We start from the raw sequence: 21437 nt of genomic DNA, 5'->3' as shown, positions 1-21437 counted from the left end.
GCATTAGCCGCTTTTTTATTATTCATTTGTATAAATTGGAATAATCCCTTCCAATTTAAAGAGAAAAGCATATTCCAATGCAATTTCCTTTAAATAGTCAAATCGACCCGATGCCCCACCATGACCATAATCCATATCTGTTTTTAACAGTAAAACCGCATCTCCTATTTTAGTAGCTCTCAGTTTTGCTACCCATTTTGCTGGTTCAAAATACTGCACCTGACTATCGTGCAGCCCGGTTGTGACCAATAAATTAGGGTATTCTTTTGCTTCAATGTTTTCATATGGAGAATAGGCCTTCATATAATAATAGGCTTCCTTCTCATTGGGGTTACCCCATTCATCATACTCATTTGTAGTCAACGGTATTGTATCATCCAACATGGTATTCACCACATCTACAAATGGTACCTGAGCTATTATGCCATGATATTGCTCAGGCGCAATATTAGCGATTACACCCATCAGCAAACCTCCGGCACTTCCCCCTTGCGCATAGAGATGTTCGGGCATACAATAATGTTGATCAATCAGGTATTTACCACAATCCACAAAATCATAAAAGGTATTCATCTTGTGCATCATTTTTCCATCTTCATACCATTGGCGCCCCATTTCCTCACCGCCTCTGATATGTGCCAAGGCATAGATAAATTCACGATCCAACAGACTTAGTCGATTGCTCGAAAAAGTGGGATCCATCGACGCACCATAAGATCCGTAGGCATATTGCAATAATGGAGCTGAACCATCAAGTTTGGTTCCCTTTTTATAAACAATAGAGATGGGCACTTGAACACCATCTCTTGCTGTTGCAAAAACACGTTCGGTGATATACGCGGTTTGGTCATACCCTCCCAAAATCTCCTGTTGCTTTAACAATATTTTCTTCTGCTTAGCCATATCATATTCATAGACTGAGCTTGGTGTCACTAAAGAAGTATAGCCATATCGTAACTTATCACTGTTGTATTCAACATTAATACCCGGGTATACCGTATAGGCAACTTCTCCGAAATCCAAATAGTGCTGATGCTGACTCTTTAAATTATAAATTGCCAATTGGGTCAATCCATTTTTCCGTTCAGCAATCGCCAGAAAATCCTTAAACTCTTCAATATCGCTGACCAATACATCCGGTCGATGGTCTATGAATGGCTGCCAGTGGCTGCGATCTGTACGATCTAAGGGACATTGCATGATTCGGAAATTAATAGCTCCATCATTGGTAAGTATTAAGAACCGATCTTCCAATGCAACAACCGAATAGAGAACATCCTGTATCCTAGGCTGAAAAATACGAAATTCCGATTGCGGTGAGTCAGCATTTAATAACCAAATTTCTGAGGATAATGTCCCTTCAGAATTGATCATAACATATTTTCCATTTTTGGATTTACCAACTCCGATATAATTTGTGTTATCTTTTTCTTCATACACAAGCACATCTGCTGCAGGATCGCCCCCCAGTGTATGCCGCATAATCTTTTCACTAAGCAAGGTAACAGGATTCTTGGCCGTATAGAACAAGGTTCGATTATCATTTCCCCAAATAGCGGCTCCCTCTGTATTCTTTATCTGGTCCGGATAGATTTCTCCGGTCTCGATATTTTTGATAAATATGGTATATTCTCTCCGAGAGACAGTATCCACACTAAAGGCAAGCAAACGATTATCCGGACTAACAGAAAATCCTTTTGCCGTATAATATGCATGCCCTTCGGCAAGCTGATCTACATCCAACAGCACTTCCTCTTCGCCTTCCAGTGTCCCCTTTTTCCGACAGAATTTAAAATATTGTTTTCCCTCTTCCGTCCGGCTATAATAAAAGTAGCCATTTTTGTAATAAGGCACAGACTCGTCCTTTTCCTTAATCCGGGATTTCAATTCATGAAAAAGACTTTCCTGTAAATCTTCGGTATCTTGAAGCATTAAATTGGTATAATTGTTTTCCTCTTCCAGGTAGTCAATAACTTCTTGCGATTTTTCTCCTTTTTTAAAGTAATCAATCATCCAGTAATAATCATCTTGCACAGTATCATCATGTATCTTTCTGACATGAGGGTAAATTGCTGCCACTGGGGCCATCACATTAGGCCAAACTATTTTCTTATTTTGTTGCATTCGTTTTCTTATATGCTACTCAATATACATACTTTCTTATTCTGCTACCTGGATCAATCAACTAACACAGGAAACTCCTTGAAATGGTTTGAATTTAAGATATTTCGTCAACAATTTGCTAAGAGATATGGATTATAAATACTTTTAATAAAAATTAACAGTTCAGAAGAGGCATTAGCATTATCTTTGCTATTCTGCTATAGGCAGGAATATGCGAGCTTACACGCTCATGAAGAAAATTTAAATAAACAGGAGAGAATAATCAGGTGGAACGCGTTCTTTGATACAAATGAAAGCGGAACACCTATCAAGAATTTTGTACATATGAATTTAAGAAAATCACTATATCTACTTACTTTGGGCGCATTGCCCCTTATCTCTTTCGGACAATCCGATACCATTCCAGCAAATTGGTTCAATTTGGATTATAAAACAGATGGGGTCATGGGAATCAGTACCGAAAAAACGTATAAAACTTTATTGAAAGGAAGAAAATCCACTCCAGTCATTGTTGGGGTATTGGATGGAGGTGTTGATGTTTATCACGAGGATCTCAAAGATGTTGTATGGATCAATGTGAAGGATAGTCTTGCAAACGGTATAGATAATGATGGCAATGGTTATATCAATGATAAATACGGCTGGAATTTTATTGGAAACGCCGATGGAAAGGATGTTCAGTTCGATAACCTGGAATTGACAAGACAGCTTAGGGTTCTGGACAAAAAGTTTGCAAACATCACAGCAGCAACAGAACTCAATGAAACTGATCGAAAAGCTTTCGCTAGTTATCAAAAGATGCTTGCCAAATATAAAAACAAGCTAGAAGAAGCTAAGATGGGCCAATTTTCCTACGATGCGCTCAAACGCAACATATACGCTGTGGTACGTGAAATAGGTAAAAAGCCCGAAGATATCACACAGGAGGATATAGACAATTTCAAAGCAACCACAAACACGCAACGTATCGCACTTGCCTATGCAAAGGATGAAATCAACAACGGCGGCTTCGCCAAATTTTTTGATGATATCACCGAAGGTGCAAAATATTTCAACAATCAAGTTGATTATCATTTAAACAAAGCATACGATTCTCGACCTATTGTTGGAGATAATTATGAAGATGCTTCAGAGCGATACTACGGAAATGCAGATGTAAAAGGACCGGACGCATTACATGGTAGCCATGTCGCTGGAATCATTGGTGCAAAACGTAATAATAATGTTGGTATCAACGGCGTAGCGGACAATGTTAAAATACTCACAGTTAGACTTGTCCCTGATGGTGATGAGCGTGATAAAGACGTCGCAAATGCCATTCGTTATGCAGCAGACAATGGCGCTAAAGTACTTAACATGAGCTTTGGAAAAAGTTATGCCTATAATAAACAGGCCGTAGACGATGCCATCAAATATGCTGAATCCAAAGATGTCCTGATGGTACATGCCGCAGGGAATGACAGTGAAGATAACGATATAGAGCCTAATTTTCCGATGAAGTATTATACGGATGTAAAAGGTGATACAACCGGGATTGCTAATGCTTGGATCACAGTGGGTGCAACCGGCCTTTATTTGGACAATGAACTATTAGCCGATTTTTCCAATTATGGTAAAAAAACGGTCGATGTTTTCGCGCCTGGCGTCCACATCAACTCAACGGTACCAGATTCCAAGTATAAAGAAGAACAGGGCACAAGTATGGCTGCGCCCGTTGTTGCTGGTCTGGCCGCCATGATTCGTTCTTATTACCCTAATTTGAGCGCTGTGGAAACGAAACAAATTATTATGGAATCGGTAGAAAAGCCGAATCAACTGGTACAGGTAAAAGTTGGTGAAGATGCCAGCAAAACGGTTCGATTAGCAGACATTTCGGTCACTGGAGGAATCGTTAATGCATATAACGCTATCATAAAAGCGGAGGAATATACTAACAGAAAGAAAAAATAAATATTTTCTCGTTTTTTATACCAAAACTATCTTTTGTCCGTTTAATTAATTAACTTACAGAAACAAAACAACAGATGCTTATGGTAGAAAACTTTACCCAATCAGAAAACGAAGTTCAAAATTTGCTAACCCAAAACGAAAAGGTAATGACAGACGAGGACATAGAAAATGAATTGAAACTTCAATTACCAAAAATGTTGCTTCATCCAAGCAGAAGATGTGTTGAGAATATCCTTGCATATTCTAAACAACTAGAAAAAAGAAAGGCCTAATCCGGAGATTAGGCCTTTCTTTTTCACCTTACGACATCCATGATCAGCTATAGTGTAAAACTGCTGTGACTCGCCTTACCTTCCACAAACTAAAATCAGATTATTCTCCTTCTACTAGGTTTCAAAATTTCTTTTTTGATGGAAATTTTGGCTAGTTTTGAACCGATGTTAAAACAAGAACGATACAAGGCTTTCGTAGATTATTTCTCCAAAAATAGTCCTGACGCACAGACAGAACTCAACTATAGTAATCCCTTTGAATTACTGGTTGCCGTTATTTTATCTGCACAGTGTACAGATAAAAGGATCAACCAAGTCACGCCCAAGTTGTTTGCACGCTACCCAGATGCACACAGCTTGGCAGCTTCCAGCGTAGACGAGGTGTTTAGCTATATACGATCTGTAAGCTATCCGAATAACAAGGCCAAACACCTTGTGGGGATGGCTCAGCTACTGATTGAAAAGTTCGACAATATTGTACCCGAAAAAATTGAGGATCTTGTGAAACTTCCAGGTGTAGGTCGAAAAACAGCTAATGTCATTTCCTCTGTTGTTTATCATAATCCCGCTATGGCCGTAGATACCCATGTTTATCGTGTTGCAAACCGTCTTGGGCTAACTTATCGTGCAACAACACCATTAGCTGTGGAAAAACAATTGGTAAAAAATCTACCTAAAGACACGATTGCCATTGCCCATCATTGGCTTATCTTACACGGGCGTTATATATGCCTGGCCCGAAAACCACTGTGTGAGAAATGCCCTATCACTTATATGTGCAAATACTTTGAAAAAAATCACCATATAAAAAGTGTCTCAGCTATACCAGAGACAAAAAACTAATTTTTTTAGTGAAAATATTTGGTTTATGATTTTTAATTTTTAATTTTGAGAAATATATACTAAAAATATGAGCAACACAGATAAACTAAAAGCTTTACAGCTGACGTTAGATAAATTGGAAAAGAACTTTGGAAAAGGTTCAATTATGAAATTAGGGGATACTGCTGTTGAGCCGATCGAAGCTATTTCTACAGGATCTCTAGGCTTGGATATCGCCTTAGGAATTGGCGGTGTACCAAAAGGCCGTATCATTGAAATATATGGACCTGAATCTTCAGGTAAAACTACCTTAGCAACTCACATTGTTGCCGAAGCACAAAAAAAAGGCGGTATTGCAGCAATCATTGATGCTGAGCATGCTTTTGATAAATATTACGCTCAAAAATTAGGCGTAGATGTAGAAAATTTATTGATTTCTCAACCAGATAATGGTGAGCAAGGTTTAGAAATTGCTGATAACCTAATCCGTTCTGGTGCAATCGACGTTATTGTTATTGACTCCGTTGCCGCTTTGGTGCCAAAAGGTGAGATCGAAGGCGAAATGGGTGATTCTAAAATGGGGCTTCAAGCTCGTTTGATGTCACAAGCTTTACGTAAGTTGACAGGTACAATTTCAAAAACAAACTGTTGTTGTATTTTCATCAACCAATTGCGTGAAAAAATTGGTGTGATGTTTGGCAACCCAGAAACAACAACTGGTGGTAATGCATTAAAATTCTACGCTTCTGTACGTTTAGATATCCGTCGCACATCACAAATCAAAGATTCTGATGAAGTATCGGGTAACCGCGTAAAAGTGAAGATTGTAAAAAATAAAGTTGCACCTCCGTTCCGCATAGCGGAATTTGATATCATCTTTGGTGAAGGTATCTCTAAAGTAGGTGAAATCATTGATCTAGGTGTTGAATATGGTATTATTAAAAAAGCAGGCTCTTGGTTTAGCTATGGTGAGACCAAATTAGGACAAGGTCGAGATGCTGTTAAAGCCTTATTATTCGACAATCCGGATTTAATGGACGAACTTGAAGCTAAAATCCGAGCTGAAGTGACAGGAGAAGATCCAATGCTTAACATCGAGGAAAACGAAGACTAGTTGCTGTAAAAATTAGTATAATGTAGGTAGCCATCCTGTTTAGGATGGCTATTTTTTTTGCGAAAATTCAAGTGCTTAGATGATTATTTTGTTACATGTCCAAAGTTTTCAATTTGTACTAATAGATTTTATTAATTTTAGCAGGTCGAGCCAAAAACGCCTGACATCCAATGCTAAACTTAATATAAACAATGAATCGTAAACTAATTCTATTTCTTTTAATACTGCTAGGCTCAGTATTTCATCTACATGCACAAACGATACGCATACTCTCCTTTAATATCCACCACGGAAACCCACCCACCGAAAAAGAATCAGTTGTCAACCTTGACACAATTGCCAAAATTATTAAAAATTCAAAAGCTGACCTCGTAGGTCTTCAGGAAATCGATGTCAATCTCGGTAGATCATACTTTGAAAATCAAGCCAAAAAATTAGCCGAATTAACAGGCATGCACTATATCTTTTCCAAAGGGATAGACCTGGATAAAGGTGAATATGGTACCGCCATCTTATCAAAAAATCCAATTGAACGTGTAGAGAAACACTTTCTACCTTCCCCTGTGCAAAGCGAAACACGTAGTTTATCTGTAATAGAAGTCACGATACACAAAAGGAAAATCTTATTTGCAAATACACACCTTGACCTGAAAGACAAAAACAAAATCGAACAGGCAAAATTCATCACCAAGCGTTTCAAAAACGAAAAGTTACCCACTATCCTTGTCGGTGATTTAAACTCAGAACCCAATGATCCAGCGATTACTGAACTTAGCAAAATATTCACAAAAAGCAGCATTGCTAACGGATTTACGTTTCCTCAAGATAAACCCACTACTGAAATCGACTATATCATGATCAATACACCATCTGCCGCAAAGTTCTCCAACCACCGTATTCTGAACGAACAATATGCGAGTGATCATCGGCCATTATATGTCGAGATAAACATTAAATAACCACTTGTGACCTTTAAATATGAATTTTAACAGAAGAAGATTTTTGGAAGCCCTAGCACTGGCTGGGATTACACTGCCCAATATCAGCATCGCTCAAGAAAACAGTTCAAACGAAATTGAAAACGAGTTTAGCTTTGTCGTACCTGCCTATCTACAAAATCAAACCGAAACAGGAATCAGTATTTTTACGATTTTGAGCAAAGATGCCTTTGCTTGGCTCGAGATACTGGACAATGGAGGGAATGTCCAAAAAAAGATCTACCAATCCGAAGATGGGATGATCAATGCCAATACTGATTTCTTTCATTTTACAATTGAAGACGCACCGCGCTCATTTCGCTATCGCATCAAAGCGAAGGAAGTGCAAAAATTCGATCCTTATAAAATCGTATACGGCCAAGAAATAGAAACCCCTATTTTCGAGGCCAAATTAGCCAAGAACAATCAAGAACAGATTCGCTGTCTGGTCTATAACGATGTACATGAGGAAAAAAGCAGCTATCGTGACCTTATTCCGCATCAGGATATTTCACCCTACGATTTTTTTGTACTGAATGGTGATTCCTTTCATTATGTCACCAATCAGCAAGATATTACAGAGAAACTACTAAAGCCAATTGAATTTTTTGCGACAAGCAAACCATTCATTATGAATCGGGGAAACCATGAGACAAGGGGATCCTTCGCGCGTAATTTCAAACGATATTTTGGTTATCCTGACAACAAGTATTACCAGGCCTTTAAAAGAGGTCCTATTTTTTGGATCATGTTGGACAGTGGCGAAGACAAGCCTGACAATCATGAGGTATACGCCGGAACAGTCGACTATGATAACTACAGAAAAGAACAGGCTCAATGGCTGGAAAAGGTTCTACAATCCAAGGAAAGAAAGCGTGCACAACACACTGTTGTCATTAGCCATATACCGATTTTTCATTCGGATGACTGGCATGGTACCTTGGATAACAGAGCATGTTTTCATCCCTTGTTTCAGAAATATAAAATTGATGCCATGATCTCTGGTCATACACATCAATATGGCTACTACCCTGCAGATAAAGATCACAATTATCCTGTATTTATAGGCGGAGGTCCAAAAGTTGGGAAAAGAACTATCATCGATGTAGCCGGCAACAACAAGTCATTGAACATACGGATGACTAGAGACGATGGCACAGAACTGGGATTATTTAAGAAATAAAAAAGGGCGCTTGATAAGCGCCCTTTTTTCTATTTTGATTGAAGAAAGCTGCGATGCGAACTTTCTTATTCTCCCTTTTCCAAGAAAGGGTATCTATAATCTGTATCTGGATTAAATGTCTCTTTGATTGTACGAGGAGACACCCAACGAAGCAAATTGATCATTGATCCCGCTTTGTCGTTTGTACCCGAGCCTCTAGCACCACCAAACGGTTGTTGACCTACGACAGCACCTGTACACTTATCATTCACGTAGAAGTTACCAGCGGCATGTCTCAATTTATCTGTTGCTAAATTAATCGCATACCGATCTTGCGCAATGATTGATCCAGTCAAGGCATAAATAGATGTTGTATCAACAATATCTAAGGTTTCTTCAAACTTAGCATCCTCGTAAACATATACGGTCAGGACAGGTCCAAACAATTCCTCAACCATGGTTTCGTAATCTGGTTTTGAAGCCTCAATGATTGTTGGATGAATGAAATATCCTTTAGATTTATCGTATGTACCACCAACTACAATTTCTGCGTCATTAGATTCTTTAGCTCTGTCGATATACTTCGCTAATTTATCAAATGACTTCTCATCAATTACAGCATTGAAAAAGTTTGTAAAATCTTCTGTTCCACCGATTGTAAAAGATTTTACGTCAGTAGTCATAGATTCTTTCAATGCAGGCCACAACGATTTAGGAATGTATGCACGTGATGCAGCAGAACATTTTTGACCTTGGTATTCGAAAGCACCACGAACCAAAGCTGTATTTGCAGCTTTCAAATCGGCCGAAGGGTGTACAACGATAAAATCCTTACCACCAGTCTCACCAACAATACGTGGATACGTTTTATAACGGTGGATATTGTTACCGATCGTCTTCCAGATATCCTGGAATACTCCTGTTGAACCAGTAAAGTGGATACCTGCGAAATCTGGGTGTTGGAAAATCACATCACCAGCGTCAGGACCTGAAACATACACCAAGTTGATAACACCATCCGGAAGACCAGCTTCACGGAAAATTTTCATCAATACATTTGCTGAATAGATTTGGGTATTGGATGGTTTCCATACAACAACATTCCCCATCATTGCGACACAGGAAGGTAGATTACCCGCAATCGCTGTAAAATTGAATGGAGTCAATGCAAATACAAAACCTTCAAGAGGACGTTGTTCTACACGGTTCCACACACCTTTACCTGATATAGGAGGTTGTTGTTTATAGATTTCGCTCATGTATTGTACATTGAAACGCAAGAAATCCACAATCTCACATGCCGAATCAATTTCTGCCTGATATGGGTTCTTCGATTGTCCCAACATCGTAGCAGCATTCAACTCATAACGGTATTTACCTGAAATCAATTCAGCAGCTTTTAAGAATATCGCAGCACGATCTTCCCAAGTAAGATTTTCCCAATCCTTTTTCGCCGCTAAAGCTGCATTGATTGCATCTGTTACATGAGATTTATCGCCTTGATTGTATTGACCTAAAATATGTTGGTGGTCATGTGGAGGAGCTAAGTTTACTTTTTTAGAAGTAGTGATTTCTTTACCACCAATATACATTGGGATATCGATTTGTTTCGAACGTGCCTCATCAATTGCTGCTTTCAACAATTTACGTTCTTTCGTTCCGACAGCGTATGTGTACACCGGTTCGTTGGTAGGAACAGGAACTGTAAAAAATCCTTTAGACATATTACAATTATTAATTATTCATCCAAAAAATACTATTTATGAATCATGAAGGGATCAAGTTTGTTCATTCCATTATTTTCATCAGAAACCATGGTTTCAACTTGTTAGCATGACACTAAATAGCGTTAATAGAAGTAAAATTACCTCAAATTTTATGAATACCCAAAGTTACTGTCCTTCTTTGAGCACCTTGGAAAAGATACGTTTAAATTTTTCCAATTTCGGTTTAATCACCAATTGGCAGTATGGTTCTTTTCCATTTAATCTATAATAATCTTGATGATAGTCCTCTGCTGGATAAAATACGGTTGCCGGAACTACTTCGGTTACAATAGGTTTATTGAAAACATGCTCCTTTTCTAACGTCGAAAGATAATATTGCGTCTTATCAAGCTGCTCTTTATTGTGCACAAAAATAGCCGAACGATATTGGGTGCCAACATCATTTCCCTGACGATTGAGCTCCGTTGGATCGTGTGCTACAAAAAAGGCCTCCAATAGTTTATCGTAGCTGATCACATTTGGATCAAAAATAATATTGGTTGCTTCCGCATGCCCTGTACTCCCGGTACAAACCTGCGCATAACTTGGGTTTGCTACCCATCCACCGGTATATCCCGAAACCACATGTACAACACCCTCTAACTCCTTAAACTGAGCCTCAGTACACCAAAAACATCCTGCAGCAAATGTCGCCGTATCCAAACTCGCCGTATTTTTTTCAGGTAATTTGGTGAAATCAGGTTTCTTTACCCGATGCCCCTGCTGCTGCCCCTGGCAGGAGTTCAATACAAAAAGTGCTGTTAAAAGTATCAGAATATTTCTCATAAATAATTACCCTTCTTCTTTCCTTTTATGTTCCCTGAATTATTGGAGTTAAATTCATGCCCTATAAACAAATACCAACTAGGTTTTGTTTATAAAATAGAAAAGCGACAATAATAACTTATTGTCGCTTTTCTATTGCGCTATCAAATGATCAACTATTTAGCTGCAGCATAATTTTCAGCTACGGCATCCCAATTGATAACATTAAAAATTTCTTCTAAATACGCCGGACGTTTATTTTGGAATTTCAAGTAATAAGCGTGCTCCCAAACGTCGATACCTAAAATAGGAGTTCCTTTTACTTCAGCAACATCCATCAATGGATTGTCTTGGTTTGGTGTAGAAGTTACGGCCAATTTACCATCAGCACCAACGATTAACCAAGCCCATCCTGAGCCAAAACGCGTAGCACCAGCAGCTTGAAGTTGTTTTTTCAACTCATCAAATGAACCAAATGTAGCATTGATTGCTTCGGCTAATTCACCTGTTGGAGCTCCACCTGCATTTGGGCCTAAAACCTTCCAAAACAAAGAGTGGTTATAGTGACCACCACCATTATTACGTACTGCTGCGCTGTATTTACTTACATTTTTAATAATATCCAATAGGGATAAGTTTTCTGCGTCTGTTCCTGCGATAGCTTTATTTAAGTTATCCACATATGCCTGATGGTGTCTGTCATGGTGGATTTCCATTGTAGTTTTGTCAATATGTGGTTCCAATGCGTCGGCTGCGTATGGTAACGCTTCTAATTCAAATGCCATATCTATTTTAATTTAAATGTTTATTACTTCGTTTATACATACAAATATAACACAATATACACGGTTATGTTTTTATGTGTTACAATAAATCCATTATTTCCCTACCGTTTTTGACGAAAAAATGATTTTACCAAATCAGCACATTCGTCCTGCAAAATGCCATGTGTAATGACAGTTTTGGGGTGTAATATTTTATCGTGAAAATGGGAATAGCCACGCTTTTCATCTTTGGCTCCATAGACTATTTTACCAATATGTGTCCAATAGGCCGCTCCGGCACACATGATACAAGGCTCAATGGTAACATATAATGTACATTCATCCAGGTATTTGCCCCCAAGGTAATTTGCTGCTGCTGTAAAAGCCTGCATCTCAGCGTGAGCTGTCACATCATTTAATCGCTGCGTCAAATTATGACCTTTCCCTATAACACGTCCTCGATGAACAATAACTGCCCCAATAGGCACCTCTCCCTCTTGGTAAGCGACCTTAGCTTCATTCAATGCCATACGCATGAACGACTCGTCACTATCGATGAGTTGTGTTCCTTCAAAATCTATAAATGTCATGGTACAAACTTAACTAAGTTTAGATCCATTTGGTAATTTTTTGTCGACAGATGTCAAAATAATATCTCCATTTTCGTCCGGAAATCCGGTCACTAGACACTCAGAAAAGAAATTAGCGATCTGCTTTTTGGGAAAGTTCACAACTGCGACAACTTGCTTCCCAATCAACTCCTCTTTGTTGTAGTGTACTGTAATCTGGGCACTACTCTGTAATACACCAATTTCATCGCCGAAATCAAGTTTCAATTGATATGCTGGCTTTTTAGCTCTTGGAAAGTCTTTTGCTTCTAAAATAGTTCCTACCCGTAAATCCACTTTCTCAAAATCGCTCCAACTAATGGCATCACTCATAATCGGTTGCTACTAATATCCTGAATCTCTTTACCTATCGTAAATAAAACATAGGAAGGCTTCCGTCCCAAACGTAAAGACAATCTATTGATCAGTTTATCTTCCTCTCCTGCTTGAAAAGCTAAATCTTCATCACTTAAGTGGTTGTACTTGCGACGGAGTTTTTCTTTGGCTACTTGCCACTGTTCTTCGTTAATTTTCAGCATAACTCAGATTTAGGTATAAAATTTGTATATCTTTACTGAACTGTAAAAGTTTGTTTAAAGATACAATATATACATAAATAAAAGATTATGAAAAAGATTTTACCAGCATTACTTTTGATTTGTGGTAGCGTAGCAACGGCACAGGCGCAGCTTTTGCCAGGGTTTGAGGTGGGTGTAAAAGGAGGCTTGAACTTCTCTAAACTTAAAAGTGATGGAAAATATTTCAATTCTGACACGAAAGCAGGCTACCAAGCAGGTCTTTATGGACGTGTTGGTGTATTGGGATTCCATATTCAGCCTGAGGTTTACTTAACAGGTAAAAACACGACAGTGAAAGCAGAAAATGGCGAATCGACAGATGTAAAATTTACAACGGTCGATGTTCCGGTATTATTAGGCAAACGTTTTGGTTTAGGTCCGATTGGAGCAAGGATTCAAACTGGCCCAATATTTTCATTTAAAGTCGATGACAAGCAAGATAAAGTCATTGACCAATTGAACCCAAATAACTACAAAAAAAGTGGTACATCTTGGGCATTTGGTGTAGGTGCTGACATTTCAAGCTTACGTGTCGATGTAAGATATGAAATGGGCTTGAACAAGGTCAACAACGAAAGTCAGGCAAATCCCAAAATCAACATGTGGAGTATCGGTTTAGGCTATAGATTATTCAGTATCCTATAGTTCTTTAAACCTTGTTCATATACTGTTTAAAAGTCCGTTTTTATTCAAAACGGACTTTTTATTTCAATAAACTTTAGAACCGTTCTAAATTATTGCTTTTTCTTGTCAAAATGGTATCATATTTAATAGCAAATAGTAGATTTGCCTAATTCAAATTAAATTACAAGGATAATGAGTAAATCAAAGCCAGTTTTCAGTTCTTCGATTGGGAAGAAGCTAATCATGAGCTTAACAGGAATCTTCCTATGTTTATTCCTAGTTGTTCACTTGGTTGGTAACTTGCAATTATTTAAAGATGATGCGGGTCTAGCGTTCAACAAGTACGCCTATTTTATGACTCACTTTACACCAATCAAAGTTGTTTCTTACTTATTGTATGCTTCGGTAATTGTTCACGTCATCTACGCTATTACATTGTCGATGAAAAACAAGGCCGCTCGTCCTATTGGTTATGCCAAATATGATGGTCAAGCAAACAGCAAGTGGAATTCACGCAACATGGGTATCTTAGGTACTGTCATTTTAGTATTCTTAGCTACGCACATGTCTAATTTTTGGTGGAAGTTTCACAATGATGAAGTGCCGTACATCGAATACCGTACTGATTTGGCAACTGGACAAACCACAGCGAGAGAACTTCAAGCTTCTGAATTCCACGACTACCAAGAAACGGTAGAAAACAATGTTCAAATCTTAAAAGCGAGAGATTTGTACAAGCAAGTTGACTTTGCATTCAAAAATGTTGCATTGGTAGCTTTGTATGTTATTGCGATGGCAGCTTTGGCATTCCACTTAATTCATGGTTTCCAATCTGCATTCCAAACTTTAGGTTTTAACCACAGAAGATATATTGGAATCATCAGAGCAATCGGTGTTTGGGTATTTGGGGTATTAATTCCAATTGGCTTTGCAATAATGCCATTGTTTTTCTTCTTTAAATAATTCAGAATCTTTTAAGATAAAGCTCAGGCTTTATCGATCAATATAAAATTAAGAGATATGTTAGATTCAAAAGTACCAGCGGGCCCATTAGCCCAAAAGTGGTCAAATCATAAATTTAATCTTAAGTTGGTTAACCCTGCTAACAAACGTAAATTTACTGTTATTGTTGTTGGTACAGGTCTTGCTGGTGCATCTGCAGCGGCATCTTTAGCCGAATTAGGATATAATGTAATTACCTTCTGTTACCAAGATTCACCTCGTCGTGCGCACTCTATTGCGGCACAAGGTGGTATTAACGCAGCAAAAAGCTACCAAAACGACGGAGACTCTGTTTTCCGTTTATTCTACGATACAATCAAAGGTGGTGACTACCGCTCACGTGAGGCAAACGTTTACCGTTTGGCAGAAGTATCTGTCAACATCATTGACCAATGTGTTGCTCAAGGTGTTCCATTTGCACGTGAATACGGAGGTCTATTGGACAACCGTTCTTTCGGTGGTGCGCAAGTTAGCCGTACCTTCTATGCACGCGGTCAAACGGGACAACAATTGTTGTTGGGCGCTTATTCAGCGTTAAACCGTCAAATCAAAAAAGGAAAAGTAAAATCTTATACGCGTCATGAGATGTTAGACTTGGTTATGATCGATGGTCATGCTAAAGGTATCGTAACTCGTGACTTGGTTTCCGGTAAAATCGAAACTCATGCTGCACATGCAGTATTGATGTGTACTGGTGGTTACGGTAACGTATTCTTCTTGTCTACAAATGCAATGGGATGTAACGTTACAGCAGCTTGGAGAGCACACAAACGTGGTGCTTACTTTGCTAACCCTTGTTATACGCAAATTCACCCAACGTGTATCCCGGTAACAGGAGATCACCAATCTAAATTGACATTGATGTCAGAGTCTTTACGTAATGACGGCCGTGTATGGGTTCCTAAAACTCAAGAAATGGCAGAAAGATTACGTAAAGGTGAGATCAAAGCCAATGATATCAAAGAAGACGACAGAGACTATTTCTTGGAGCGTAAATACCCTTCATTCGGTAACTTGGTACCACGTGACGTAGCATCTCGTAATGCAAAAGAAGCTGTTGATGATGGTCGTGGTGTTGGTAAAACTGGTTTCGCCGTATTCTTGGATTTTAAAGAAGCGATCGGTCGTCTAGGCGAAGATGCAGTACGTGCTAAATACGGTAACTTATTTGACATGTACTACCAAATCACCGACGAGAACCCATACAAACAACCAATGCGTATCTACCCAGCTGTTCACTACACAATGGGTGGGGTATGGGTTGACTACAACTTGATGACTACAATCCCTGGTTTGTATGCTTTAGGTGAGTGTAACTTCTCTGACCACGGTGCAAACCGTTTAGGTGCATCGGCGTTGATGCAAGGTCTTGCCGATGGTTATTTTGTAATCCCTTACACTGTGGGTGATTACTTAGCTAAATTAGGTTCATTTGCGCCAGTAGATCATAGCCATCCAGCTTTCGAAGCTACTCGTAAGGAAGTTGAAGACAAAATCAACAAATTGTTGTCTTTAAACGGTACAGAAACTGTTGATGATATCCACAAAAAACTAGGTCTCATCATGTGGGAATATTGTGGTATGGCTCGTACAGCTGAAGGATTACAAAAAGCACAAGGTTTGATCCAAGAGTTGAAAAAAGAATTCTGGACAAATGTTAGAGTTCTTGGAGAGAATGAAGAATTAAATCTTTCTTTAGAAAAAGCTGGTCGCGTAGCTGACTTCTTAGAATTGGGTGAGTTAATGGTTGTTGACGCATTGCAACGCGCTGAGTCTTGTGGTGGTCACTTCCGTTTAGAAAGTCAAACTGAAGAAGGTGAAGCAAAACGTAACGATGATGAATTCGCCTATGTATCTGCTTGGGAATACAAAGGAGACAATGTACCTGAGGAATTACACAAGGAAGACTTGGTATTCGAGAACGTTCAGTTAACACAAAGAAGTTATAAATAAGAAGGAAAATTATCATGGCACAACATATGAATTTAACGCTGAAAGTTTGGCGTCAAAAAAATGATAAAGATAAAGGTCAATTTGTAACTTATCAGGCAAACGATATCGCTGATGATATGTCTTTCTTAGAGATGCTTGATATTGTCAATGAAGAATTGACTCGTAAAGGAGAAGATCCTGTATATTTCGATCACGACTGTCGTGAAGGTATCTGTGGGATGTGTTCATTAGTAATCAATGGTCGCCCTCACGGTCCTAAAGAAGGTACCACAACATGTCAATTGCACATGCGTAGCTTCCACGATGGACAGACAATCGTCATCGAACCTTGGAGAGCTGCTGCATTCCCAGTGTTGAAAGACCTTGCAACAGACCGTACGGCTTTTGATCGCATTCAACAAGCAGGTGGATATGTAAATATCAATACAGGAGGTGTTCCTGATGCCAACACGATTCCTATCCCCAAACGTATTGCTGACGAAGCATTCGAATCGGCTACATGTATCGGTTGTGGTGCTTGTGTTGCTGCATGTAAAAATGCTTCTGCAATGTTATTTGTATCTGCAAAAGTCTCTCAATTTGCCTTATTACCTCAAGGCCAAACTGAGCGTTACGAACGTGCACAGGCAATGGTAGATCAAATGGATGCTGAAGGTTTCGGTAACTGTACCAACACTGGTGCTTGTGAAGCTGAATGTCCTGTAGGTATCAAGTTAACAAACATTGCGCGCTTAAACCGTGAATATTTAACTGCTAAAATCTTCCGTCAAGAAGAACCACACGTTTAATTAGCATATTAAATCCTTCATGTTTTCGCTAGCATCAACAGCTACGAAAACCTAATGAAGATTCTTTCTGGCTCATGAAAATGGGTAATTCAGAAAAATAATATAAAAGTCCTTGCCCTAAGAAAGCAAGGACTTTTTTTTATATTTACAATAATGTAAATTGACGCACGTGAATTCTGGTATAAAAATTCGATTACTCCTACTTATCTTGACTTTATGCTTTATAGGAACAGCTATAACCATTAAAGAATCTGTTACCAATAAGGAAATACTAGACATTGATACAAAATCACTCAATGATTATATCGCTCAACAAGAGAAAAAAGTCGATCGAATTTTCAATGATTCACTCCTGCTCAAAACATTTAAAAACTACGATCAGTATCCTATTGCAGTATATCAGGCCTTCGAAAAGTTTAAAACCAACGAAAAGGTTTTTCTATTTCTTTTTAAGGACCATGAACCCAAGATGTGGAGCACGCATCTATTTGTGCCTATTACAGATCAGGGATTTCCAGAAAAATCCAATTTTATTCAGGATGATAACCGTTCTTACGTTGTTCGAAAAAAAACAATTGGCAATATCAGTATACTCGCCTATATTATTGTAAAAGGCTATACAAATAACAACAACCCGTATTTAAATAGCTCTTTGCGGAGAAACTTCTTCGACTCCAGAAATATTGACATCGCCTCCTATACAGACACGGTCACCATTAAAAATATCTATAGCAATGAGGGGTCTTATCTGTTCTCCGTTAAGCTAAAAGATGGAGAGCATGAAAATGCCTATACAATTTTGCAATTCTTCTGCTGGCTACTTGCCTGGATCGCGTTACTGATCTTCTTCAATAGCCTCTGCTTACATATGGCCAAGACAGGAAGGGCCTGGTGGTCTGCGATACTGCTATTGTCGATATTTAGCCTTGTCAAATTTGCCGATCTTAAGTGGAACCTGCTGTCCGAAAATGCGACATTTTCAATTTTCGACTCACGGAATTACGCCTATAATCGCTTCTTCCCTAATATATGGTCCGTGATGTCCACCACCATATTGGTGCTATGGTTGGTTCTATTTATCTATTCAATTCGCAAAGAGCTCAACTTTGACAAAATAAAAAACATCCGGCTCTTTAGAATTCCTATCGCAATCGGATTTATTCTAAGTATATATCTATCGTTCGGTCTATTGTATGACATCGCTGGTACATTAATTACACACTCCAACAACATCTATTTTGATTTCACAAAACTTGTCGATTTACATTTCTTAAGTTGGGTAGATCTAGGCATTGTTGGCATGGGTATTTTGGCTTTAAGTATCTACATTGATCTTGTACTATTTTTTCTTAAAAAATTAGAATTAAAACCGACGCAGCTACTCAATATTCAACTGGCATGTGTCATTTTTGTCATCCTGATCATTTCCTTTTATATCGAGAAAAATAGCCTGGTCAATTTGCTACTCGCGCTGATCATCCTTATTAAATCATTTGGCGAGAAGTATTTCGACAGACATATATTAACAAATTATATTGCTGTACTGATACTTTGGGCAATCATAAGTGCGATCACGCACGCACGTTTCTATCAGGAACGGAACTTAATTGACATGAAAATCTTGCTGAGTAATCTACAATCAGAAGATGATGTCAATGCTGTTTCATTATTCTCTGATATTGAAAGTAGCTTAGCAAACGATCAAGAATTAAAACACTTATTTAATATCAGCCTTCCCTATACCAATACCGAGGGGATCAACGATTTTATCAAGAAAAAATACTTTAGTGGCTATCTTTCCAAGTACGAGTTCAAAGCATATTATTATGATCAGAATAATATTCCGCTCAATCCAGCCAGTCAGAATAAGATCAATGAATATCGAGAAAAGGTAATCAACAAGTCGATAAAAGTCACGCAGAACTTCTACCGTGCCAGCGCTGAATTGGGTACGCATGAATACTTCTCCATTATTCCTGTCACCATTGACCAAAATAGGATTGTCAATGTCATCATCAATCTTTCCAATAAAGATTTTAGTTATACGGTTCCCTATCCCGAAATCCTCACCGATATGCGGATCAACAATTCGCAATATTATAATAAAGGGGATTATTCGATAGCCCTCTATAAAGGCGGTTCTTTAATAACACAGTTTGGGAAATATACCTACGAGAACAATTTAAGGGGGCTGAAAGGTGTTCCAGGAGAATATATCCAAGTACTGGACCGTGATGCATACCTACATATGGCTTATGTTGCCAATAAATTCTCAACATATGTTATCAGTAAACAAAAACCTTCTTTTTGGGACTATCTAGCGACTACTTCATTTTTGTTCCTGGTATTTTTTATGATTTTCATGTTTTTCCATTTCATAAAATCATTCTATATCTTTCTTAAGAATACCAAGCTAACTTTCCGTAATTTAAAATATCAGTTCTACAAAATAGTAAATAAAATACAGTACTCTACACGTATTCAAACCTCCATTATCTCATCGGTAATACTAGCTATCCTCATATCTGCGGTAATTTCGTATATAAGTATCAACAAGCAACTTTATAATAACAATAAAGCAAGTAAGGAACGTTTTATTATCGAATTGGGCAAACGGATGGAAAATATGTTGACCTACACAGATGAAACATCCACCGAGACGCAGCTTATCAGCATGCTCAAGACATTATCTGAAACAATTTCCAAAGACTTCAATCTTTATTCCAAATCAGGCAGGTTGCTTTATAGCTCGCAACGTAGAATCTACGATCTGGAACTTTTCTCTACTTTCATTAATCCAGCTGCACTGAAGAATCTTTCTATCTTAAAAAAATCGGAGACGATTGAAGATGAGCGTATAGGCACTTTTCAATTTGAGACCAGTTATGCAACCATTAGGGACAAAAACTATAATACACTCGCTTATATAGGTATACCAAACTTCTCGCTTCAGAAGGAAGAAAATATTAATAAGAATCTTCTTTTAAATACAATAGTGAACATTTATTCGCTGATCATCATAGGCTTTGGTTTTTATGCGACATTTGTGGCCAACAGTGTCACCAATCCATTGAGCATCATCAGTAAGAAGATCTCACAACTACGCCTGGGACAACCCAACGAACCTCTGTTTTGGCAACGAAATGATGAAATAGGTACATTGATCAAAGAATATAATCTCATGATCATAAAGCTGGAGGACTATGCCAATAAAATCAAAGATACTGAGCGCGAATCAACCTGGCGTGAGATGGCTCAACAGATAGCCCATGAAATCAAAAATCCGCTGACGCCAATGAAATTAGGTATTCAGCAACTCCGTAGATCGTACAAAGATGAAGACCCTAAATTTCCGGATCGCTTCAATAAATTCTCCACTTCATTTATCGAACAAATCGATGCATTGACGTATATTGCCTCAGAATTTTCGCACTTCGCAAAATTCCCAAATACAGTAATGGAAAACATCAATATTGTAGAAAAGGTAACAAAGTCCATTTCCTTGTACAACAATACACCAAATGTAAGTATTCGTCTCATTAACAATGCCGATCACAAAACCCTTATTGTTAAGGCTGATGGTAATGAGTTATTGAGAACCTTCAATAATTTAATAAAAAATGCGATTGAAGGAGGTTATGGGCGAAAAAACATGAAGATCGAGATTTCCATTGAACGCTACTCAGACAAATTTGTCAAGATAGACATCAAAGACAATGGTTATGGAATTCCCAAAGAGATGCAGGATAAAATTTTCCAGATTAATTTCACGACAAAGAGTTCAGGAAACGGCTTAGGGCTAGTTCTTGTCAAAAAAACAATAGAAGCCAGTAATGGGCAAATTTATTTTGAGACTGTAGAAGGCGAAGGTACAACGTTCCATATACTGCTTCCTTTACAACAGATAGAGTCTTAATATGTGTAGATAGCAATCAACAAAAATAAGACATCGAAGAAAGCTTATATGCGCTCCATCTTCAGTGTCTCTAAATAAGCATTTGTGTAAAGAAATGGGCGTCACACCAACTGATGTAGATAAAAATATAGCGTTCAATTAGGGTATAACTCAAACACTGATAGCATAAAACTAACCAGTTAATCGATAGCCTTATTATTTTGCTTTAAGGATCAGTATAACAAGAACAGTACACTATAAACAAAAAAGCTC

At 38.2% G+C, this 21437-nt stretch carries 18 protein-coding genes; 11 read left to right on the top strand and 7 right to left on the bottom strand.

Annotation, left to right across the window (positions count from 1 at the left end; translation table 11 throughout):
* Positions 1 to 18: 18 nt before the first annotated feature.
* Positions 19 to 2124: a S9 family peptidase gene (locus B4Z47_RS12210; RefSeq protein WP_115047060.1), complete on the bottom strand. Its 2106-nt coding sequence runs from the start codon at positions 2122 to 2124 to the stop codon at positions 19 to 21.
* A gap of 324 nt (positions 2125 to 2448) precedes the next feature.
* Here B4Z47_RS12210 and B4Z47_RS12205 point away from each other — a divergent pair, with 324 nt between their 5' ends.
* The 6 genes from B4Z47_RS12205 to B4Z47_RS12180 all read left to right on the top strand — a co-directional run bounded on the left by B4Z47_RS12205 (position 2449) and on the right by B4Z47_RS12180 (position 8442).
* Complete coding sequence (locus B4Z47_RS12205) at positions 2449 to 4074, top strand: S8 family serine peptidase (protein ID WP_115047058.1); 1626 nt, start codon at positions 2449 to 2451, stop codon at positions 4072 to 4074.
* An 80-nt stretch (positions 4075 to 4154) separates the two neighbouring features.
* The gene (locus B4Z47_RS12200) at positions 4155 to 4346 is read left to right on the top strand and encodes a hypothetical protein (protein ID WP_145327159.1); all 192 of its coding nucleotides are present in this window, start codon (positions 4155 to 4157) and stop codon (positions 4344 to 4346) included.
* Between the two features lie 165 nt (positions 4347 to 4511).
* Positions 4512 to 5189, top strand: coding sequence for an endonuclease III (gene nth / locus B4Z47_RS12195; RefSeq protein ID WP_115049429.1), 678 nt, complete (start codon positions 4512 to 4514; stop codon positions 5187 to 5189).
* A 67-nt stretch (positions 5190 to 5256) separates the two neighbouring features.
* On the top strand, positions 5257 to 6282 hold the full coding sequence (recA, locus tag B4Z47_RS12190) for a recombinase RecA (protein WP_046674918.1): 1026 nt from the start codon (positions 5257 to 5259) through the stop codon (positions 6280 to 6282).
* Between the two features lie 191 nt (positions 6283 to 6473).
* Entirely contained in the window at positions 6474 to 7241 is a 768-nt protein-coding gene (locus tag B4Z47_RS12185; RefSeq protein ID WP_075990901.1) for an endonuclease/exonuclease/phosphatase family protein, read from the top strand.
* A gap of 19 nt (positions 7242 to 7260) precedes the next feature.
* Positions 7261 to 8442, top strand: a complete 1182-nt coding sequence (locus tag B4Z47_RS12180) for a metallophosphoesterase family protein (RefSeq protein ID WP_115047056.1) — start codon at positions 7261 to 7263, stop codon at positions 8440 to 8442.
* 65 nt (positions 8443 to 8507) lie between these two features.
* On the opposite strand, the gene pruA is transcribed toward B4Z47_RS12180, so the two are convergent.
* The 6 genes from pruA to B4Z47_RS12150 form a co-directional block, all read right to left on the bottom strand.
* Positions 8508 to 10145 carry an L-glutamate gamma-semialdehyde dehydrogenase gene (gene pruA, locus B4Z47_RS12175; RefSeq protein ID WP_075990900.1) on the bottom strand — a complete coding sequence of 546 codons (1638 nt, stop codon included), beginning with the start codon at positions 10143 to 10145 and terminating at the stop codon, positions 8508 to 8510.
* Positions 10146 to 10313: 168 nt separating this feature from the next.
* A complete protein-coding gene (gene msrA / locus B4Z47_RS12170; RefSeq protein WP_115047054.1) occupies positions 10314 to 10973 on the bottom strand; it encodes a peptide-methionine (S)-S-oxide reductase MsrA in 660 nt (219 codons plus the stop codon).
* Between the two features lie 155 nt (positions 10974 to 11128).
* On the bottom strand, positions 11129 to 11737 hold the full coding sequence (locus tag B4Z47_RS12165) for a superoxide dismutase (protein ID WP_115047052.1): 609 nt from the start codon (positions 11735 to 11737) through the stop codon (positions 11129 to 11131).
* A 101-nt stretch (positions 11738 to 11838) separates the two neighbouring features.
* Positions 11839 to 12306 carry a nucleoside deaminase gene (locus B4Z47_RS12160; RefSeq protein WP_115047051.1) on the bottom strand — a complete coding sequence of 156 codons (468 nt, stop codon included), beginning with the start codon at positions 12304 to 12306 and terminating at the stop codon, positions 11839 to 11841.
* A 9-nt stretch (positions 12307 to 12315) separates the two neighbouring features.
* On the bottom strand, positions 12316 to 12657 hold the full coding sequence (locus B4Z47_RS12155; RefSeq protein WP_075990896.1) for a tRNA-binding protein: 342 nt from the start codon (positions 12655 to 12657) through the stop codon (positions 12316 to 12318).
* A complete protein-coding gene (locus B4Z47_RS12150) occupies positions 12654 to 12863 on the bottom strand; it encodes a hypothetical protein (RefSeq protein ID WP_070561956.1) in 210 nt (69 codons plus the stop codon). Before B4Z47_RS12150 ends, B4Z47_RS12155 begins: the two co-directional genes overlap by 4 nt.
* Positions 12864 to 12950: 87 nt before the next feature.
* On the opposite strand from B4Z47_RS12150, the gene B4Z47_RS12145 reads away from it, so the two are divergent.
* The 5 genes from B4Z47_RS12145 (at position 12951) to B4Z47_RS12125 (ending at position 21185) form a co-directional block, all read left to right on the top strand.
* The gene (locus B4Z47_RS12145) at positions 12951 to 13547 is read left to right on the top strand and encodes a porin family protein (protein ID WP_075990895.1); all 597 of its coding nucleotides are present in this window, start codon (positions 12951 to 12953) and stop codon (positions 13545 to 13547) included.
* A gap of 171 nt (positions 13548 to 13718) precedes the next feature.
* On the top strand, positions 13719 to 14489 hold the full coding sequence (locus B4Z47_RS12140) for a succinate dehydrogenase cytochrome b subunit (protein WP_046674909.1): 771 nt from the start codon (positions 13719 to 13721) through the stop codon (positions 14487 to 14489).
* Positions 14490 to 14546: 57 nt separating this feature from the next.
* Positions 14547 to 16481: a fumarate reductase/succinate dehydrogenase flavoprotein subunit gene (locus tag B4Z47_RS12135; protein ID WP_075990894.1), complete on the top strand. Its 1935-nt coding sequence runs from the start codon at positions 14547 to 14549 to the stop codon at positions 16479 to 16481.
* 14 nt (positions 16482 to 16495) lie between these two features.
* Positions 16496 to 17269 carry a succinate dehydrogenase/fumarate reductase iron-sulfur subunit gene (locus tag B4Z47_RS12130; protein WP_172840644.1) on the top strand — a complete coding sequence of 258 codons (774 nt, stop codon included), beginning with the start codon at positions 16496 to 16498 and terminating at the stop codon, positions 17267 to 17269.
* Between the two features lie 169 nt (positions 17270 to 17438).
* A complete protein-coding gene (locus B4Z47_RS12125; protein ID WP_115047049.1) occupies positions 17439 to 21185 on the top strand; it encodes an ATP-binding protein in 3747 nt (1248 codons plus the stop codon).
* Positions 21186 to 21437: the final 252 nt, after the last annotated feature.

Source organism: Sphingobacterium sp. UBA2610, from assembly GCF_002339225.1.
GTDB lineage: Bacteria > Bacteroidota > Bacteroidia > Sphingobacteriales > Sphingobacteriaceae > Sphingobacterium > Sphingobacterium multivorum.
Note: the sequence above shows the minus strand (reverse complement) of the source record. Positions and strands in the feature narration are given on the sequence as shown.

Excerpts from the sequence above, each read along its gene's own strand:
- B4Z47_RS12140 (WP_046674909.1), top strand. The coding sequence starts at position 13,719 with ATGAGTAAATCAAAGCCAGTTTTCAGTTCTTCGATTGGGAAGAAGCTA.
- B4Z47_RS12135 (WP_075990894.1), top strand. The coding sequence starts at position 14,547 with ATGTTAGATTCAAAAGTACCAGCGGGCCCATTAGCCCAAAAGTGGTCA.
- B4Z47_RS12185 (WP_075990901.1), top strand. The coding sequence starts at position 6,474 with ATGAATCGTAAACTAATTCTATTTCTTTTAATACTGCTAGGCTCAGTA.
- pruA (WP_075990900.1), bottom strand. The coding sequence starts at position 10,145 with ATGTCTAAAGGATTTTTTACAGTTCCTGTTCCTACCAACGAACCGGTG.
- recA (WP_046674918.1), top strand. The coding sequence starts at position 5,257 with ATGAGCAACACAGATAAACTAAAAGCTTTACAGCTGACGTTAGATAAA.
- B4Z47_RS12130 (WP_172840644.1), top strand. The coding sequence starts at position 16,496 with ATGGCACAACATATGAATTTAACGCTGAAAGTTTGGCGTCAAAAAAAT.
- B4Z47_RS12200 (WP_145327159.1), top strand. The coding sequence starts at position 4,155 with ATGGTAGAAAACTTTACCCAATCAGAAAACGAAGTTCAAAATTTGCTA.
- B4Z47_RS12210 (WP_115047060.1), bottom strand. The coding sequence starts at position 2,124 with ATGCAACAAAATAAGAAAATAGTTTGGCCTAATGTGATGGCCCCAGTG.
- nth (WP_115049429.1), top strand. The coding sequence starts at position 4,512 with ATGTTAAAACAAGAACGATACAAGGCTTTCGTAGATTATTTCTCCAAA.
- msrA (WP_115047054.1), bottom strand. The coding sequence starts at position 10,973 with ATGAGAAATATTCTGATACTTTTAACAGCACTTTTTGTATTGAACTCC.
- B4Z47_RS12145 (WP_075990895.1), top strand. The coding sequence starts at position 12,951 with ATGAAAAAGATTTTACCAGCATTACTTTTGATTTGTGGTAGCGTAGCA.
- B4Z47_RS12180 (WP_115047056.1), top strand. The coding sequence starts at position 7,261 with ATGAATTTTAACAGAAGAAGATTTTTGGAAGCCCTAGCACTGGCTGGG.
- B4Z47_RS12165 (WP_115047052.1), bottom strand. The coding sequence starts at position 11,737 with ATGGCATTTGAATTAGAAGCGTTACCATACGCAGCCGACGCATTGGAA.
- B4Z47_RS12160 (WP_115047051.1), bottom strand. The coding sequence starts at position 12,306 with ATGACATTTATAGATTTTGAAGGAACACAACTCATCGATAGTGACGAG.
- B4Z47_RS12155 (WP_075990896.1), bottom strand. The coding sequence starts at position 12,657 with ATGAGTGATGCCATTAGTTGGAGCGATTTTGAGAAAGTGGATTTACGG.
- B4Z47_RS12205 (WP_115047058.1), top strand. The coding sequence starts at position 2,449 with ATGAATTTAAGAAAATCACTATATCTACTTACTTTGGGCGCATTGCCC.
- B4Z47_RS12150 (WP_070561956.1), bottom strand. The coding sequence starts at position 12,863 with ATGCTGAAAATTAACGAAGAACAGTGGCAAGTAGCCAAAGAAAAACTC.